General features: G+C 54.7%; 17 protein-coding genes. 5 read left to right on the forward strand and 12 right to left on the reverse strand.

Translation table 11 applies throughout. The features are described from left to right. Nucleotides 1-43: 43 nt before the first annotated feature. A complete protein-coding gene (locus tag HBA55_RS25545; RefSeq protein WP_240946293.1) occupies nt 44-799 on the reverse strand; it encodes a DsbC family protein in 756 nt (251 codons plus the stop codon). Between the two features lie 291 nt (nt 800-1,090). Between HBA55_RS25545 and HBA55_RS25550 the strand changes: the two genes are divergently transcribed. Beyond that, complete coding sequence (locus tag HBA55_RS25550; RefSeq protein WP_166997293.1) at nt 1,091-1,567, forward strand: winged helix-turn-helix transcriptional regulator; 477 nt, start codon at nt 1,091-1,093, stop codon at nt 1,565-1,567. A 383-nt stretch (nt 1,568-1,950) separates the two neighbouring features. Here the strand turns inward: HBA55_RS25550 and HBA55_RS25555 are convergent, their stop codons facing one another. The 8 genes from HBA55_RS25555 to ffh form a co-directional block, all read right to left on the reverse strand. Continuing rightward, nucleotides 1,951-3,075, reverse strand: a complete 1,125-nt coding sequence (locus tag HBA55_RS25555; protein WP_166997294.1) for an aminotransferase class V-fold PLP-dependent enzyme — start codon at nt 3,073-3,075, stop codon at nt 1,951-1,953. 111 nt (nt 3,076-3,186) lie between these two features. Next, complete coding sequence (gene xerD, locus HBA55_RS25560) at nt 3,187-4,107, reverse strand: site-specific tyrosine recombinase XerD (protein WP_166997296.1); 921 nt, start codon at nt 4,105-4,107, stop codon at nt 3,187-3,189. Between the two features lie 46 nt (nt 4,108-4,153). After that, nucleotides 4,154-6,235, reverse strand: coding sequence for an ATP-binding protein (locus HBA55_RS25565; RefSeq protein WP_166997298.1), 2,082 nt, complete (start codon nt 6,233-6,235; stop codon nt 4,154-4,156). Between the two features lie 156 nt (nt 6,236-6,391). Further along, nucleotides 6,392-6,745: a 50S ribosomal protein L19 gene (gene rplS, locus HBA55_RS25570; protein WP_166997300.1), complete on the reverse strand. Its 354-nt coding sequence runs from the start codon at nt 6,743-6,745 to the stop codon at nt 6,392-6,394. Nucleotides 6,746-6,826: 81 nt separating this feature from the next. Then, the gene (gene trmD / locus HBA55_RS25575) at nt 6,827-7,594 is read right to left on the reverse strand and encodes a tRNA (guanosine(37)-N1)-methyltransferase TrmD (protein WP_166997303.1); all 768 of its coding nucleotides are present in this window, start codon (nt 7,592-7,594) and stop codon (nt 6,827-6,829) included. 31 nt (nt 7,595-7,625) lie between these two features. Next, nucleotides 7,626-8,186, reverse strand: coding sequence for a ribosome maturation factor RimM (gene rimM / locus HBA55_RS25580; RefSeq protein WP_166997304.1), 561 nt, complete (start codon nt 8,184-8,186; stop codon nt 7,626-7,628). A 44-nt stretch (nt 8,187-8,230) separates the two neighbouring features. Next, nucleotides 8,231-8,482: a 30S ribosomal protein S16 gene (gene rpsP, locus HBA55_RS25585; protein WP_166997307.1), complete on the reverse strand. Its 252-nt coding sequence runs from the start codon at nt 8,480-8,482 to the stop codon at nt 8,231-8,233. Nucleotides 8,483-8,662: 180 nt separating this feature from the next. After that, complete coding sequence (ffh, locus tag HBA55_RS25590) at nt 8,663-10,099, reverse strand: signal recognition particle protein (RefSeq protein WP_166997309.1); 1,437 nt, start codon at nt 10,097-10,099, stop codon at nt 8,663-8,665. A 196-nt stretch (nt 10,100-10,295) separates the two neighbouring features. Between ffh and HBA55_RS25595 the strand changes: the two genes are divergently transcribed. Further along, nucleotides 10,296-11,099, forward strand: a complete 804-nt coding sequence (locus HBA55_RS25595) for a cytochrome C assembly family protein (RefSeq protein WP_166997317.1) — start codon at nt 10,296-10,298, stop codon at nt 11,097-11,099. A gap of 148 nt (nt 11,100-11,247) precedes the next feature. Then, complete coding sequence (locus HBA55_RS25600; RefSeq protein ID WP_166997320.1) at nt 11,248-12,531, forward strand: HlyC/CorC family transporter; 1,284 nt, start codon at nt 11,248-11,250, stop codon at nt 12,529-12,531. A 68-nt stretch (nt 12,532-12,599) separates the two neighbouring features. On the opposite strand, the gene HBA55_RS25605 is transcribed toward HBA55_RS25600, so the two are convergent. Continuing rightward, nucleotides 12,600-12,815: a DUF1289 domain-containing protein gene (locus tag HBA55_RS25605; protein WP_206019972.1), complete on the reverse strand. Its 216-nt coding sequence runs from the start codon at nt 12,813-12,815 to the stop codon at nt 12,600-12,602. Between the two features lie 94 nt (nt 12,816-12,909). Then, nucleotides 12,910-13,512, reverse strand: coding sequence for an NUDIX hydrolase (locus HBA55_RS25610; RefSeq protein WP_166997322.1), 603 nt, complete (start codon nt 13,510-13,512; stop codon nt 12,910-12,912). A gap of 224 nt (nt 13,513-13,736) precedes the next feature. Between HBA55_RS25610 and HBA55_RS25615 the strand changes: the two genes are divergently transcribed. Beyond that, nucleotides 13,737-14,087: a DUF3135 domain-containing protein gene (locus tag HBA55_RS25615; RefSeq protein WP_166997324.1), complete on the forward strand. Its 351-nt coding sequence runs from the start codon at nt 13,737-13,739 to the stop codon at nt 14,085-14,087. A 106-nt stretch (nt 14,088-14,193) separates the two neighbouring features. After that, the gene (locus HBA55_RS25620) at nt 14,194-14,739 is read left to right on the forward strand and encodes an NUDIX hydrolase (RefSeq protein ID WP_166997326.1); all 546 of its coding nucleotides are present in this window, start codon (nt 14,194-14,196) and stop codon (nt 14,737-14,739) included. A 20-nt stretch (nt 14,740-14,759) separates the two neighbouring features. Here HBA55_RS25620 and HBA55_RS25625 read toward each other — a convergent pair whose 3' ends face one another. Continuing rightward, nucleotides 14,760-15,071, reverse strand: coding sequence for a YqfO family protein (locus HBA55_RS25625; protein ID WP_166997328.1), 312 nt, complete (start codon nt 15,069-15,071; stop codon nt 14,760-14,762). Between the last annotated feature and the right edge of the window lie 2 nt (nt 15,072-15,073).

Here is a 15,073-nt window from a genome sequence, read left to right on the forward strand (position 1 = left end):
CCGCGCTGTCAATGTCGGCGGGGGCTCAGAGTGGGGTGAGAAACTACAAACCCAGTTGCATGGCCAACTGGTCGGCGGTCAGATAACCAGGCAGCATGGTACCGTCGGCCAATACAATGGCAGGAGTACCGCGAACCCCCAGCTCACCCCCCAGACGGAAGTGATCGGCGACGGGATTGTCCTGGCAATAATCCACATTAACCCCCTGCCCATTCTTCAGTTTGGTCATGGTCTCCAAACGCTCGTCATCCTTGGCACACCAGGCTGCAGCGATCTTCTTGTGCGAGGCAGAACCAATGCCGGCACGGGGATAGGCCAGATAGCGAACCTCGATGCCCTTGGCATTCATAGCCGGCACCTCACGATGCAGTTTACGACAATAGCCACAGTCTACATCGGTAAAAACATGGATATAGGCCTTGGTCTTGCCCTCGGCTGGGAAAACCACCTTATCGCTCTCTGGAACCGCATTAAGCTTGGCCACCCGTTCAGGCTTAAGCGACTGCTCCTTCAGGTCCACAAAGCCTTTTGCCGTTACCCCATACAGGGTACCCGTGATAATAAACCCGCCATCGGCGCTCACATACAGCAAAGGCCCATTTTCGACCTGAACCTGATAGATGTTATCCATGGCGGTCGGCTTGATCTCGCCGTACATGAAATCCGGCCGAGCTGCCTGCAGCTTGGCTAATATTTTAGTGCTCACAGCCGCGGGTACCGCCTCCGCTGCCTGTACCACTGCACCCAGTCCCATCAGCGCCGAAAAGCACAAAGCCCCGGCGAGCTGTCTTAGTTTCAAAATGCTGAACCTCTGAAATTCTTCCAATTAACGTGTTCCGGACCCTTGGTTCGGATTCTGATTTTCGCCCTGGATACCACCTCTGGCGGAACCAGACTGGTATTACCCTCAGGCGCGGGGTCTCAACCAACAAGGCCAAGATCTTACTGTGCTTTGAACCCCGACAACAACCATTAGTTCCAGGCAGAGAAATATAAGGCATAACACTCATAAAGCCAGTGAATAGTTTTGACATTTAGCCGAAACAGCAGAACAATAACCCAACACCTTGACCAGCCTGAATGCCCACCTATGAAGTCCAATAAGAACCGCTCCCTCGACCGCATCGATACCGCCATTCTCAAAACACTGCAGGGAGACGGCCGCATCTCCAATGTAGAACTGGCGAAACGAGTCAACCTCAGCCCCAGTCCCTGCCTGGAGCGAGTCAAACGACTGGAAAGCGAAGGATTCATACAGGGCTACTTCGCCAAACTCGACGCGACCAAGCTCAATCAAGCCATGTCAGCCTTTATCCAGGTCACCCTGGACCGCACCACCGCAGACGTCTTTGAACGCTTCAAGGAAGGTCTGGTCACCATTCCCCAAGTGGCCGAATGCCATATGGTGGCCGGGGGGTTTGATTACCTGGTCAAACTCAGATTCAGCGACATGGAAGCCTATAGGGTGGTCCTGGGGCAATTGGTGGAATTACCCGGCGTAGCGCAGACGCACACATATGTTGTGATTGAAGATGTGAAGCAGGATGGAGGATTGTATCTGCGATAACAACCGAAGGCGGGTTTGTGCCATAACCGGTCTTAGAAATTCGCAGGATTGGTACTCTGACGGCGTTGTTTATGCGTAGGGCGGATTAGGCGCTTGCGCCGTAATCCGCCGGTTCTGCCGGAGATGTTCGTTGGCTTTGGCCCGGTTTTTAACACCCTTGAATGTGCCTGCAACAGGTGATTTGTACACGGCCGCCGCCAATTTAAACCTTTGGCGGATCGGTGGATTACGAAGCGCAAAGCGCTTCTAATCCACCCTACGTCGTGCGGCCGTTGCGGACATTATCGAACGCCCATGGTGCCCTGAACCAGGATTATGAACTTCCGGTTATGGCACTCTCCTGAAGACCCGAACCCGCGCCCCATGCCAGAAGAAATCGAATTTTAAATAGCGTCCAAAGCTGCTTCTAAACTGGCAACCGTGCGATCAATATTCCCAAGCTTGTCCAAACCAAACAACCCAATCCGGAAGGTCTGATAATCCTCGGGCTCATCACACTGCAGCGGAACACCAGCGGCGACCTGCAGCCCTTGAGACAAAAACTTCTTCCCCGTATGCACATCCGCATCCGCGGTATAACTCACAACCACTCCAGGCGCTTCAAAGCCCTCAGCAGCAACACTCTGATAACCTTTATTCGCCAGCAAAGCACGAACCCGCTGCCCCAGCTCAATCTGCTGCTGCTTAACCGTTTCGAAACCCAGAGACTCTACCTCTTTCATAGTATCGCGGAACTTGGTCAAAGCATCGGTGGGCATTGTCGCATGATACGCATGACCACCATTCTCATAAGCTTGCATAATCTGCAGCCACTTCTTCAAATCACAGGCAAAACTCGTACTGGTGGTCGCCTCAACCCGCGCCAGCGCGTCCTCACCCAACATGACCAGCCCCGCACAAGGCGAAGCGCTCCAGCCCTTCTGCGGCGCACTGATCAGCACATCCACACCGATGTCTTTCATATCCACCCAGAGCGTGCCCGAGGCAATACAATCCAACACAAACAAACCGCCAACAGAATGAACCGCTGCCGCCAGCTTGCGCAAATAATCATCCGGCAACAACATTCCAGACGCCGTCTCCACATGCGGCGCAAACACTATATCCGGTTTCTCACGCTCAATGGTCTCAACCACCTGGTCAATATCAGCAGGGGCAAACGGCGACTGGCTGTCATCAGACGCCAGCGACGCTTTCAGCACCTCCACCGAAGACGCGATATTGCCCATCTCCAGAATCTGGCTCCAACGGAAGCTGAACCAGCCATTGCGGATCACCAGACACTTCTTGTCCGTCGCTAACTGGCGAGCCACCGCTTCCATACCATAGGTGCCGCCACCGGGAACCACCGCCACACCTTCTGCGTTATAAACCCCCTTCAAGGTCGAGGAGATATCGCGCATAACCTGCTGGAACGACTGCGACATATGGTTGAGGGAACGATCGGTAAAAACAACGGAATATTCCAGCAGACCATCGGGATCAACATCGGGGAGCAAACCGGGCATAATTGTCTCTCTTGTAGCTGTACTTTCGTAAATTCAAGGCTTTGTCTGGCGGGCATTATAGGGGCTTTTACGCCAACCGCCAGTGTCGAAATCGTCCACCACCTGCGCGATTCAAGCGCGCGGATGGTGTTCAAGATGCAGTGTCTTCATCCTCTCGATTGCCACATGGGTATAAATCTGTGTCGTCGACAGATCACTGTGACCCAGCAACAGCTGCACAACCCGAAGATCCGCACCGTGATTGATCAGGTGCGTGGCAAATGCATGGCGCAAAGTGTGAGGCGAGATATCTTTATTGATGCCGGCGACCACAGACCAATGCTTGATCCGATGCCAAAACGTCTGGCGGGTCATTTGGGTGCCGCGATTACTGGGGAACAACACATCAGAGACACTCTTCAGCAGCGCAGGCCGCGAGTGGCGCACGTATCTCTCTAACCAGTCCATGGCCTCGGCCCCCATGGGAACCAGGCGCTCTTTGCTACCTTTACCCATGACACGGATAACACCTTGGCGCAGATTCACATCCACGGTGGTCAACCCCACCAACTCACTCACCCGCAGGCCGCAGGCGTAGAGCACTTCCAGCATGGTGCGGTCACGCAGCCCGATAGGATCATCCAGATTCGGCGCTGCCAGGAGCATTTCTACGTCTACCTCTGTCATGGACTTGGGCAGTGCTCTGGGTTGCCGGGGACTTTCTATCAATGCCGTAGGGTCTTCTTCGATGCGTCCTTCCCGCAAGAGATAGGCATATAGCCCGCGACAACAGGATAAAAATCGGGCGCTACTGCGTGGGGAGAATTGCTTTTGTTGGAGACGCCAACCCAGATATCCCTGCAGGGTTTCGGAATTCATGGTCAGCAGTGGCACCCCTCGGGGACCGGCCCAGCGAGCCAGCCCGGTAAGATCCTGGCGATAAGAGGAAAGCGTGCTGTCACTCAGCCCCTTCTCGACCCAGACAGCATCGATATAAGTATCGATTAGATTTTGATCAACCCCATCCGGAGCTTCCGCCAGCGCATCAGTCATGGCGACACAGACTAACCAAATCCCCGACCGAAAGATAGCACAGGATTCAAGGCTGCAATTGTTCCAGAAGATCTGCCAGCGCCTGTTTTTGCAACGGTTTGGTCAGGTAAGCATTCATACCAACCTCGGTGGCTTTATCCCGATACTCTTGCAACGCGTGAGCGGTCAGGGCCGCAATATAGGTCGAGCCCTTGGGAGCCGGCAGTTGCCGTATCGCCTCCACCGCCTCAAAGCCATCCATCACCGGCATTTCACAGTCCATCAGAATAAGGTCATAACAACCCGATTCCGATTGCACCTTGGCCAGGGCCTGAGCGCCATCATCACAGAGATCCGCTTCCACCTTGAACAGTTTAAGCATGCCCTGCACGACCTTGCGGTTAACCGGATTATCTTCTGCCACGAGAACTTTCATGTCCTTATAGTCCGCGTCATTCACCGGCTTGGTTTGAGTCGTCTTACCGACAAAGGGTTCCAACGGCAATAGGACTTTAAATTGGCTGCCCTTGCCCTCTTCGCTTTGAACTTCAATGCGTCCCTTCATCAACCGCACCAGCCCCTTGCAGATGGAGAGTCCCAGACCCGCCCCCTTGAGTGACTCTTCGGCATTGGCCTGACGATTTTGGACAAAGGCTTCAAACATCTGATCCTGCAACTGAGAGGCAATTCCAATTCCGGTGTCGATTACGGAGAGCGCCAACCAAGCATCGTCCTCCACATTGATCTTTAGAGTAACACTGCCTTGTTGCGTAAATTTGATAGCGTTCATCAACAGATTCAGCAACACCTGCTGCAAACGGCGGGTATCGAGCAGGCACAGTGCAGGCACGGCGGCATCGATACTGAGATTGAGTGCCAGTCCTTTACTCACGGCTTCAGACCGAAGCAGCTCCAGGCAATCACTGCTCAAATGCTGAAGATCAGTGGGTTGCGGGTGCATCTCCACCTCGCCCGCTTCGATTCTGCTGTAATCGAGAATATCGCCAATCACCTTGAGCAGCAGCTCACCGGATGATTCGATCAGGCCCACATACTCGCTCTGTTGCTTATCCAGAGAAGTGGTGTTGAGCAGTTCGGTCATACCCAACACGCCATTGAGCGGCGTGCGCAACTCATGGCTGAGCATCGACATAAACTGTGACTTGGTTTCCTGGCTGGCCTGCAACTCCAGGAGGCGGTTTTCAGCCGCTCGTATTTCGCGATTACTGACAGCATGGGCAACCTGGTCGGCAACATCCGCCACAAAGGAGATTTCTTCACTGCTCCAATAGTGAAACTCACCCACGGACTCTGCGCACACCACACCAATAACTTCACCGGCCTGTAACACGGCACAGTGCAGCATGGATTTAACATTCAGCTCCCGAATATAGAGGTCGAGCAACGACTGTACACGCGCATCCCGGGTGGCATCACGATTGTGCAGAGCCCGTTCAGCCAACAAGGTGTGGTAGTAGTCGAGGTTGTCCGCCACTGACAGTGAAAGGCCCGACTGATACCGGTCGCAGCTGTTACGGTAGAGCGTTTGCAACACAATGTTGTCGCCGCTGGGGTCCAGCAACCAGACTCCGGCCCGCTCCACACCCAGCAAATCGGCCACAGCCTTGGCCAGATGCCGACAGAAAATTTCCACGTCACCACGGGCCAAGTGCGGATTCTTGGCCAACTCCAAAATAACGGATTGTGCCTTGCGATTGCGCTGGGCCTGAAGCAGGCTTGGAGTCGCGTCGCAGATATAGCCGGTCAGCCCCTGCAATTTGCCTTCATCATCGAATATCCCTTGCCCCTGCTCCCACACATAACGGACTTCACCATTGAGATGCTGGATGCGGTACTCCAGATTAAAGACGCCTTTGCTGATGTCATGGAACAGCCCTTCTCGAATGGCCTCGCGATCCTCTTCCAGAATAATATCGGCATAGGCCAGCGCGCCGCTCAAAAATTGATCAGGCGAATAACCGGTGATGGACTCTATTTGAGGGCCCAGCTCCATCATGCTCCAGTGCTCGTCAGGCAGGCATCGATAGGCGGCTCCCGGCAGTGCAGCGAGCAGTGCAGCGGAATTCGAGATGCTGTTGCTGTTATCAGACATTTTGCTATTGCCAGACAGGGTACTTGGATCAGACATAGAGACGACCAGAGCCGATTTCCTTTAGTTTAACGCAGCTGAACGACGCAGCCCAAAAAATCATTACTGAGGTGGTCGAGATAAGACTTTGGTCAGGGCAAAAAAAAACCGGAGCCTCTCGGCTCCGGTTTTTTAGGATGCTTGTCCGCCAGGGGCTTACTTGGACAGCTTCTCCTTAATACGAGCCGCCTTACCAGTCAGGTTGCGCAAGTAGTACAGCTTGGCCTGACGTACGTCACCGCGACGCTTAACAGAAACGCTGTCAACCAGCGGGCTGTGAGTCTGGAAAGTACGCTCAACGCCCACACCGTGGGAGATCTTGCGAACGGTAAAAGCGGAGTTCAGACCACGGTTACGGATACCGATTACCACACCTTCGAACGCCTGCAGACGCTCGCGGCTACCTTCTTTTACTTTTACCTGAACAACAACGGTGTCACCGGGGGAGAATTCCGGCAGATCCTTTTTCAGTTGCTCGTTTTCCAGTTCCTGGATGATTTTGTTACTCATGGTCTGCTCCTAGAGTCAGTAATGTAGCTTCACAGCTAGATAGAGAACGATAGCAGGCTTTTCCCACCGTAAGTTCTCCGATTAATCGTCTTGACCGCCGTCTTTCAGCTCCTGCTGATAGAGATCGAGCAACGCTTGCTGCTCCTCGGTCAAATTCAGTTTCGCCAGCAGGTCCGGGCGCCGTTGCCAGGTCCTGCCCAGCGCTTGCTGCAAGCGCCAGCGCCGTATGCGTTCATGGTTACCCGAAAGCAATACCTCGGGCACCGTGCGACCTTCGTATACCTCTGGTCGCGTATAGTGAGGGCAGTCGAGCAGGCCATCCGTAAAGGAGTCCTGTTCGGCGGACTGGGCATGGCCCAGCGCCCCCGGTATCAGTCGTGTCACGCTGTCGATCAGCACCATCGCGGCCAATTCACCACCGCTCAGCACGTAATCGCCGATGGACCATTCAGCGTCCACCTCCAGCTCAATCAAACGCTCGTCGATACCCTCGTAGCGGCCGGCAATCAACACCAGGTTGACACCTTCCGCCAGCTCAGTGGCACCGGCCTGATCCAACTGCCGCCCCTGAGGGGACAGATAGATCACCTGACAAGCTTCGGTGTTACCGTTACTGGCCCAGGCCTTGGCTTCGGTGATGGCGTCGCGCAGAGGTTGAATCATCATCAACATGCCCGGTCCACCGCCGTAGGGTCGATCATCCACCGTCTGGTGACGATCACTGGTGAACTGCCGGGGATTCCAGATCTCCAGCTCCACCAGCCCCTGCTTGATCGCGCGACTGGTAATACCGTAATCACTGATGGCGGAGAACATCTCCGGGAACAGGGTGACTATTGCAATTTTCATCTGCAATTATCTCAGTGTCAGCCGGTTCCGATTAAAAATCGGGATCCCAGTCAACCCGGATTTCCCCTGCATCCAGATCCACGCTTGTCACGAACTGATCCGGTACATAGGGGATCAGCCGCTCCTCCTGGTCCACACTCTGTTCGTCACCCTGTACCACCAGCACATCATTGGCGCCGGTTTCCAGCAGACGGGTTACAGTGCCCAGACGGCTCTCCTGCCCTTCATATTCAGTGATCACACTCAACCCCTGCAACTGGTGCCAGTAGTATTCACCGACCTCCAGCTCAGGCATCTGATCGCGCTCCACCGCAATGGTGACCCGGCACAGTTCCTGCGCCTGATCGCGATCATCGATACCCTTGATGTGTGCCACCATGCCTTTGCCGTGGGGACGATGCTCGTCCACTTCCACTGCTTTGACACCGTGGCGGGTCTTCAGCCACCAGGGGTTGTAGGAAAATATGTTTTCCATCGGCTCGGTCTCGGAGTGGATTTTCACCCAACCCTTGACCCCAAACACCGTGGAAATGCGCCCCACATTGACCAGATTAGAACGCTTTTGAGCTTTATTGGCGTTCTGATCAGTCATATTCGACGCTTAACTTCTCGACTGTGTCCGTTAACGGGCGCTGATTAAGCAGCAGCCTGCTGGCTGTCTTTCAGCAGCTTGGCAACACGGTCGGAGCACTTGGCACCTTTTTCTACCCAGTGGGCGATGCGATCGGCGTCGATGCGCAGACGCTCTTCCTGGCCACGGGCAACAGGGTTGAAGAAACCCACGCGCTCAATGTAGCGGCCATCGCGAGAGCTGCGGCTGTCAGTTACGGTCACGTGGTAGAAAGGGCGCTTCTTGGAACCGCCACGAGAAAGACGAATGCTTACCATGTAAGTCTACTTCCTGTTTAGCAAATTTCGCGCGATGCCTCTCGGCATGGCGCACTCGGGTAATCGGTAATAAATTGGTATCACGCAGGCACAGCCCGCGAAAGGCGCGGTATTTTAGGGCAAACCCCTGCCACAGGCAAGGGTTAATCGCATCCGCGGGAATGCGCGCCTGGATGGGGCTTATTTAAATCCCGGAGGAAGGCCACCACCGGGAAGACCACCTGGCGGCAAACCACCGGGAGGCATACCGCCGGGAGGCATTCCACCGCCGCCCCCGCCGAGCATGCCGCCCATGCCCCGCATCATTTTGGCCATACCGCCGCCCTTCATCTTCTTCATCATCTTGGCCATCTGCTTGTGCTGCTTAAGCAGACGGTTGAGATCCTGAATCTGAGTACCGGAGCCTGCGGTAATGCGGCGTTTGCGGGAACCGTTGAGGATGTCCGGATTGGCCCGCTCCTGGGGGGTCATGGAATCGATAATGACTTCCATTACCTTGAATTGCTTGGTCATATCAGCCTGCTCGGCCAGTTGGGCGATATTGCCCATGCCAGGGAGCTTTTCCAGCATGGAGGTCATGCCGCCCATATTCTGCATCTGCTGCAACTGGTCACGCAGATCTTCCAAGTCAAATTTCTGCCCCTTGGTGACCTTCTTGACCAGCTTCTCGGCCTTGGATTTGTCGATCTTGCGCTCAGCTTCTTCAATCAGCGACAGCACGTCACCCATGCCGAGGATACGGGAGGCCACACGATCAGGGTGGAACGGCTCCAGGGCATCGACCTTTTCACCCATCCCCAGGAACTTGATAGGCTTGCCGGTAACGTGGCGCACAGACAGAGCGGCACCGCCACGGGCGTCACCATCCGCCTTGGTCAGGATCACACCGGTCAGCGCCAGGGCTTCATTGAACGCCTTGGCGGTATTGACGGCATCCTGACCAATCATGGCGTCGATCACGAACAGGGTTTCAGCGGGCTCGATGGCGCCGTGCAACTCCTTGATCTCATCCATCAATTCATCGTCTACATGAAGACGACCGGCGGTATCCACAATCACCACATCACAATAGTGCTTGCGGGCGTGCATGATGGCGTTGTTGGCAATATCCACCGGTTTCTCATCGGGGCTCGACGGGAAGAATTCCGCCTGCACCTCACCGGCCAGGGTCTCCAACTGCTTGATCGCCGCCGGGCGGTAGATATCCGCCGAAACCACCAGCACCTTCTTCTTTTCACGTTCAATCAGGAATTTGGCCAGCTTCGCCACAGAGGTGGTTTTACCCGCACCCTGCAGGCCTGCCATCAGGATCACGGCAGGAGGCTTAACCGCCAGGTCGAGGCTCTCATTGGCCTCCCCCATCATGGCGATCATTTCGCTCTCAACAATCTTGATAAACTGCTGACCGGGATTAAGTGCCCGGGAGACTTCCTGCCCCACCGCACGCTTGCGCACACTTTCGATAAAGGCTTTTACCACCGGCAGGGCAACATCAGCCTCCAGCAGCGCCTTTCGCACTTCGCGCAGAGTATCCTTAATATTGTTGTCGTTGAGACGAGCCTTGCCCGTCACCTTCTTCATGGTGCGCGACAGGCGGTCCTGTAGGTTCTCAAACATGCTGATCCCGTAAACTGTTCGTTTTTTTGGACTGGTATAAAGGCCGCGAGTATACCGGATTTTTATCCCGCATGCTGCCGGGACTTCTCATTGGCCACACCCTGTGACAAACTGCGCCAGGAATGGAAATCAATCTCAAACCCGGCTACCGCACAGGTATCGCCAGGGTTACGACAGGGTTCAACTGCTTCATCCTATGACCATCACCACATACCTGGCCACCAACCTTGCCGCTATCGTCCTGTATCTGGGCGGGGCAGCGTACCAGATCTCCCTGACCGCACACCGTCGCAATAGCGACAACCAATGGCTGATGATGTTCGCCATTAGTGCGCTGCTGTTCCACGCCGTGGGCAGCTACCCAACGCTGGCCCATCCCCAGGGCGTTGATCTGGGCTTTTTCAAGGTGGGCTCGCTGATCTTTTGGGTAATTAATGTGCTGGTGCTGATCAGCGGCATGAAAAAGCCTCTGCACACGCTGTTTATTTTCCTGTTTCCCCTTTCGGCAATGGCGCTGTTGGCAGCCACCTTCTCGAACAGCAGCGACCGCGTGGCCCTGGCGAGCTCCGAGGTAATCGCCCATGTGATGCTGTCGATACTGGCCTACAGCCTGATGTTTATCGCGGCCCTGCAGGCCATCACTCTCGCCTATCAGAACTACCAGCTCAAGCATAAACACCCGGGCGGTCTGATTCGATTGCTGCCGCCGCTGCAAACCATGGAATCACTGCTGTTTGAATTGCTGGCCGTGGGGCAATTGGCATTGACGGGCGCCATCGTCACCGGATTTATCTTTATTGATGATGTGTTTGCCCAGCACCTTGCCCATAAGACCGTGTTCTCGTTGTCGGCCTGGATTATCTATGCGGTACTGCTGTGGGGCCATTATCGCCTGGGCTGGCGAGGCAACACCGCTGTACGTTGGACTCTGGTGGGCTGCTGCGCCCTGATGCTGGCCTATTTCGGCAGCAAATTTGTGCTCGAAATTGTGCTTTCCTGAGCGGCTCACCCCACTTCCCAAAGCTTCGCAGCCCCCACCAGCCGTGGCCTGCCGCCATTTTTAGCACAGCGGCACAACAAATTGTTGCGCGCCTGCCTTTTCTACGCCAAGATACGGCTTCCTCTTAGTCATACAGGCTTCACCCTCGTTGAACGACGCTCCCCTTGGCCTACTGTTTGGGATCCTGGCCATTCTGATTTTGCTTTCCGGTTTTTTTTCCAGCTCTGAGACGGGCATGATGTCGCTCAACCGTTATCGGTTGAAGCATCTGGTGAAAAAGAAACATAAAGGTGCTACCCGCGCTTCTGAGCTACTCCAGCGGCCTGACCGACTGATCGGCGTCATCCTGATCGGCAACAATCTGGTGAATATCTTCGCTACGGTAATCGCCACCATTCTTGCGTCGAGAATGTTCGGAGAAATCGGCCTGGCGGTAATGCCTATACTGCTCACCATTGTGATTTTGATTTTTGCCGAGGTTACCCCAAAGACCATTGCCGCACTTCATCCGGAGAGAATTGCCTTTCCTGCCAGCTTTGTGCTGCGACCTCTTCTGCTTTTGCTGTACCCGTTTGTCTGGCTGGTCAACACCGTTTCCAACTCACTGGCCCGGTTGCTGGGCGTAGACCCCGACAAAGCCACCAACAGCGAACACCTGAAGCCCGAAGAGCTGCGCACGGTGGTGGATGAGCACGGAGACCTGATTCCTGACCAGCACCAGGGCATGCTGCTCAATGTTCTGGATCTGGAAAAGGCCACCGTCGAGGACATTATGATCCCTCGCAATGAGATCATCGGCCTGGACCTGGAAATTGATATTCACAAGCTGCTGAAAGCCATCCGCACCTCCGAATACACGTTGCTACCTGTGTTCGAAGGCGATGTGAATAACATTATCGGCACCCTGCACCTGCGCGATGCAGCCCGTTTTATTCACGGCGACAATGCCTCGGTGACCCATGAGGCAATTCGCCGCTTTACCCGCGACCCCTACTTCATACCCGAAGGCACACCACTGCACACCCAGCTGATGAACTTCCAGCAGCAAAAGAACCGCATGGCGTTTGTGGTCGATGAATACGGGGATATCCAGGGTATTGTGACGCTGGAGGATTTGCTGGAAGAAATTGTTGGCGACTTTACGACCAATATGGCAGAAGAGGCCAGTCAGGAGATTTCAGCGCTTGAAGACAATTGGTATCTGGTCGAGGGCAGCACTTCTATTCGCGACATCAACCGACATCTGGGCTGGGAGCTGCCCACCGATGGCCCCAAAACCCTGAATGGGCTGATAGTTGAACACATCGAAAACATCCCGGCCGGGCAGATTGGCCTCAAAATCAATGGCTACCTGATGGAAACGGTTAATCAGACCGAAAAGATGATCGAAAGCGCTCGCATCAAAGCCCTCAGCCCCCAACAAAGCCCTTAGCCCCTTGGTAACAGCCCTTGCCCTTAGCCCCCTGGTAAGAGCCCTTGCCCTTAGCCCCGAAACAGCCCTCAAGCAAACGGGTTAAGCTTGCGGGCCCGCTCCGCCGCCAGCACCAGGACATCGCGCCGCTCGTCGTTGCTGTATACCCCCCAGTGGCTGATCTCATTGCCGGTGCGGTAACAGCCCACGCAGACATCCTCCTCATTGAGTGCACAGATAGACACGCAGGGTGACCTGACAGGCTTTTCTACAATGGCAGGTTTATCAATGGTGGTCTCTGACATCGATGGCTCCACGACTTCTGTGCGTAAGTTACAGGGCGCTGGATTATAGCGAAAATATCGCGTCTCGACAGCCACTGGCACAAGTGCTTCTGGATTAACCCCATTCCATTACCGGAGCCCGACTCTCCTTATGGATATCCGCCCCCAGGGCTTCATTGAGAAACGAGGCCAATAGACGGGCGGTAAACCCCCAGATCTCAAACCCCTCAAAGTGATAGGCCGGCGACCAGGCATGGCCGACACTGCGGTTGAAGATATCGGTACGCACTCGCTCATCGCGGAGAAAAAAACTCACCGGCACCTGAAAAATTGCATCCAACTCCTGATAATTGGGCACAAGCTCGACGTCTTTGGGTACCACACCAACAAAGGGCGCCACGTTCACTCCCTGGTAGGTCTGTACCACAGGCAGCGCTCCCAGCACCTCCACCAGCTCCGGCTGCAATCCAACTTCCTCCCAACTTTCCCGCAGCGCAGTCTGCAACAGACTGGCATCCTCAACATCCCACTTGCCGCCGGGCAGAGATACCTGCCCACTGTGGCTATTAAGATGTTCGGCTCGTTTGGTAAGGACAATACGGGGATCATCATCGTGATCCGTCAGAGCGATTAAAACAGCGGCACGTTTGTCGTAGTCTTTGGGATCTGGAGAGGGGTAAGGGGAGGCGGCAAGAAACGAGCGCACGCGAGCTAGCATATAATCCTTTTGATTTTGTAAGGCAGTAAATTCTGCCAGATCATCCGATCCAAAGTACCGAAATTTGGCACTAACGTCCAGCAAACAGCTCACACTTCCCGTATTTCTTGTTTATAACCAATCGATATAAATTTCCCTATACACATTACCCAGGCCAGTTTGCTAGACTGAATTTTGAGCACACTTGGCGTGAAAAGCATCATAAGGGCACCGGGCTCCAGACTATGACATCCAAACTCGACAAGAAATTTGATGACCTGATGGAGCTGGCCCAGCAAGACCCGGAAGCCCTCGAACGCTATCGCCAACAGAAAATTCAAAGTCTGATCGAAAACTCCCCCGAATATGTACGCCGGCGCCTGCTGGGATTGCAGTTCCAGATAGACGCTCACCGTCAGCTGCACAACAACCCGATGGGCAGCTGTATCAAACTCACCCAGATGATGCATGATTCATTTGATCAGATGCGCGAGCTGCTCAACAAACTCAGTGGTGATCGCCAACGGTTGCAGCCACCTCAAAAACAAAAGAACAGCGCCAAGATTTTGCCCTTCCCCACTCCTGAAAACCCCTGATTTATTACAAATCATTGGTGACCGCAGAGTCCCGGTTTTCTAATAGACCTGCATCCGTCGTATACTTGTCGGGTTTACCCGAGTTCGTCAGCCAGAGAGAGATCGAATGAAGTATTGCAGCAATTGTGGCGCCGGCGTTCGCCTGCAGATTCCCGCCGGTGACGACCGCCAACGCCACGTTTGCAACGAATGCGACACCATCCACTATCAAAATCCGCACATTATCGCCGGCTGCCTGCCTATCTACGAAGACCGCGTCCTCTTGTGCAAACGCGCCATAGAACCTCGCCATGGCTATTGGACGCTGCCTGCGGGCTTTATGGAAAACGGTGAAACCACCGAAGAAGGTGCGCTGCGGGAAAGCTGGGAAGAAGCCCGGGCGGTGATGACTCTCGACGGGCTCTACACGCTCTTCAGCCTGCCGGAAATCAATCAGGTGTATATGTTCTTCAAGGGTACGCTGGACAACCTCGAATTCGGACCGGGACCGGAATCACTGGAGGTGGAATTGTTTACCGAGCAGCAGATTCCCTGGGATGAACTGGCATTTCCCGTGGTTAAGAAAACCCTGCGCCACTACTTTGCTGATCGGCCCAACGATCATTACCCGCTGCGCAGCGAAGCACTGTATCGCCCCAAGCCCAAAGTGTAGCGGGCCTATCACTAGAGAAGCTAAAAAGACTCCACACGGATAACGTCATAAGCAGGCTCCTCGTAGGGATGAGCCTGCTTTAACGCCGCGACGGCCTGCCTGATGAGGTCATCAGCACAGACCAGCTCGACTTTGTACTCTGCCACCTGCTCCACCTGGCCACTCTGCCCGATAAAGGGCTGGCTGCCCTCCAGCGGACGGAACTGCCCTTGCCCCAGCGTCTGCCAACAACAGCTGTCATAGTCGCCGATACGACCGGCACCGACCGCAAACAGCGCGGTCTTCACCGGTTCAAGATGGGTTTCAGGCACATAAAAGCAGAGCTTGTACATCG

The sequence above is a fragment of the Pseudomaricurvus alkylphenolicus genome (genome assembly GCF_011683955.1).
Classification (GTDB): Bacteria; Pseudomonadota; Gammaproteobacteria; order Pseudomonadales; family Cellvibrionaceae; genus Pseudomaricurvus; species Pseudomaricurvus alkylphenolicus.

Excerpts from the sequence above, each read along its gene's own strand:
- HBA55_RS25550 (WP_166997293.1), top strand. The coding sequence starts at position 1,091 with ATGAAGTCCAATAAGAACCGCTCCCTCGACCGCATCGATACCGCCATT.
- HBA55_RS25555 (WP_166997294.1), bottom strand. The coding sequence starts at position 3,075 with ATGCCCGGTTTGCTCCCCGATGTTGATCCCGATGGTCTGCTGGAATAT.
- xerD (WP_166997296.1), bottom strand. The coding sequence starts at position 4,107 with ATGACTGATGCGCTGGCGGAAGCTCCGGATGGGGTTGATCAAAATCTA.
- HBA55_RS25565 (WP_166997298.1), bottom strand. The coding sequence starts at position 6,235 with ATGTCTGATCCAAGTACCCTGTCTGGCAATAGCAAAATGTCTGATAAC.
- rplS (WP_166997300.1), bottom strand. The coding sequence starts at position 6,745 with ATGAGTAACAAAATCATCCAGGAACTGGAAAACGAGCAACTGAAAAAG.
- trmD (WP_166997303.1), bottom strand. The coding sequence starts at position 7,594 with ATGAAAATTGCAATAGTCACCCTGTTCCCGGAGATGTTCTCCGCCATC.
- rimM (WP_166997304.1), bottom strand. The coding sequence starts at position 8,186 with ATGACTGATCAGAACGCCAATAAAGCTCAAAAGCGTTCTAATCTGGTC.
- rpsP (WP_166997307.1), bottom strand. The coding sequence starts at position 8,482 with ATGGTAAGCATTCGTCTTTCTCGTGGCGGTTCCAAGAAGCGCCCTTTC.
- ffh (WP_166997309.1), bottom strand. The coding sequence starts at position 10,099 with ATGTTTGAGAACCTACAGGACCGCCTGTCGCGCACCATGAAGAAGGTG.
- HBA55_RS25595 (WP_166997317.1), top strand. The coding sequence starts at position 10,296 with ATGACCATCACCACATACCTGGCCACCAACCTTGCCGCTATCGTCCTG.
- HBA55_RS25605 (WP_206019972.1), bottom strand. The coding sequence starts at position 12,815 with ATGTCAGAGACCACCATTGATAAACCTGCCATTGTAGAAAAGCCTGTC.
- HBA55_RS25610 (WP_166997322.1), bottom strand. The coding sequence starts at position 13,512 with ATGCTAGCTCGCGTGCGCTCGTTTCTTGCCGCCTCCCCTTACCCCTCT.
- HBA55_RS25615 (WP_166997324.1), top strand. The coding sequence starts at position 13,737 with ATGACATCCAAACTCGACAAGAAATTTGATGACCTGATGGAGCTGGCC.
- HBA55_RS25620 (WP_166997326.1), top strand. The coding sequence starts at position 14,194 with ATGAAGTATTGCAGCAATTGTGGCGCCGGCGTTCGCCTGCAGATTCCC.
- HBA55_RS25625 (WP_166997328.1), bottom strand. The coding sequence starts at position 15,071 with ATGTACAAGCTCTGCTTTTATGTGCCTGAAACCCATCTTGAACCGGTG.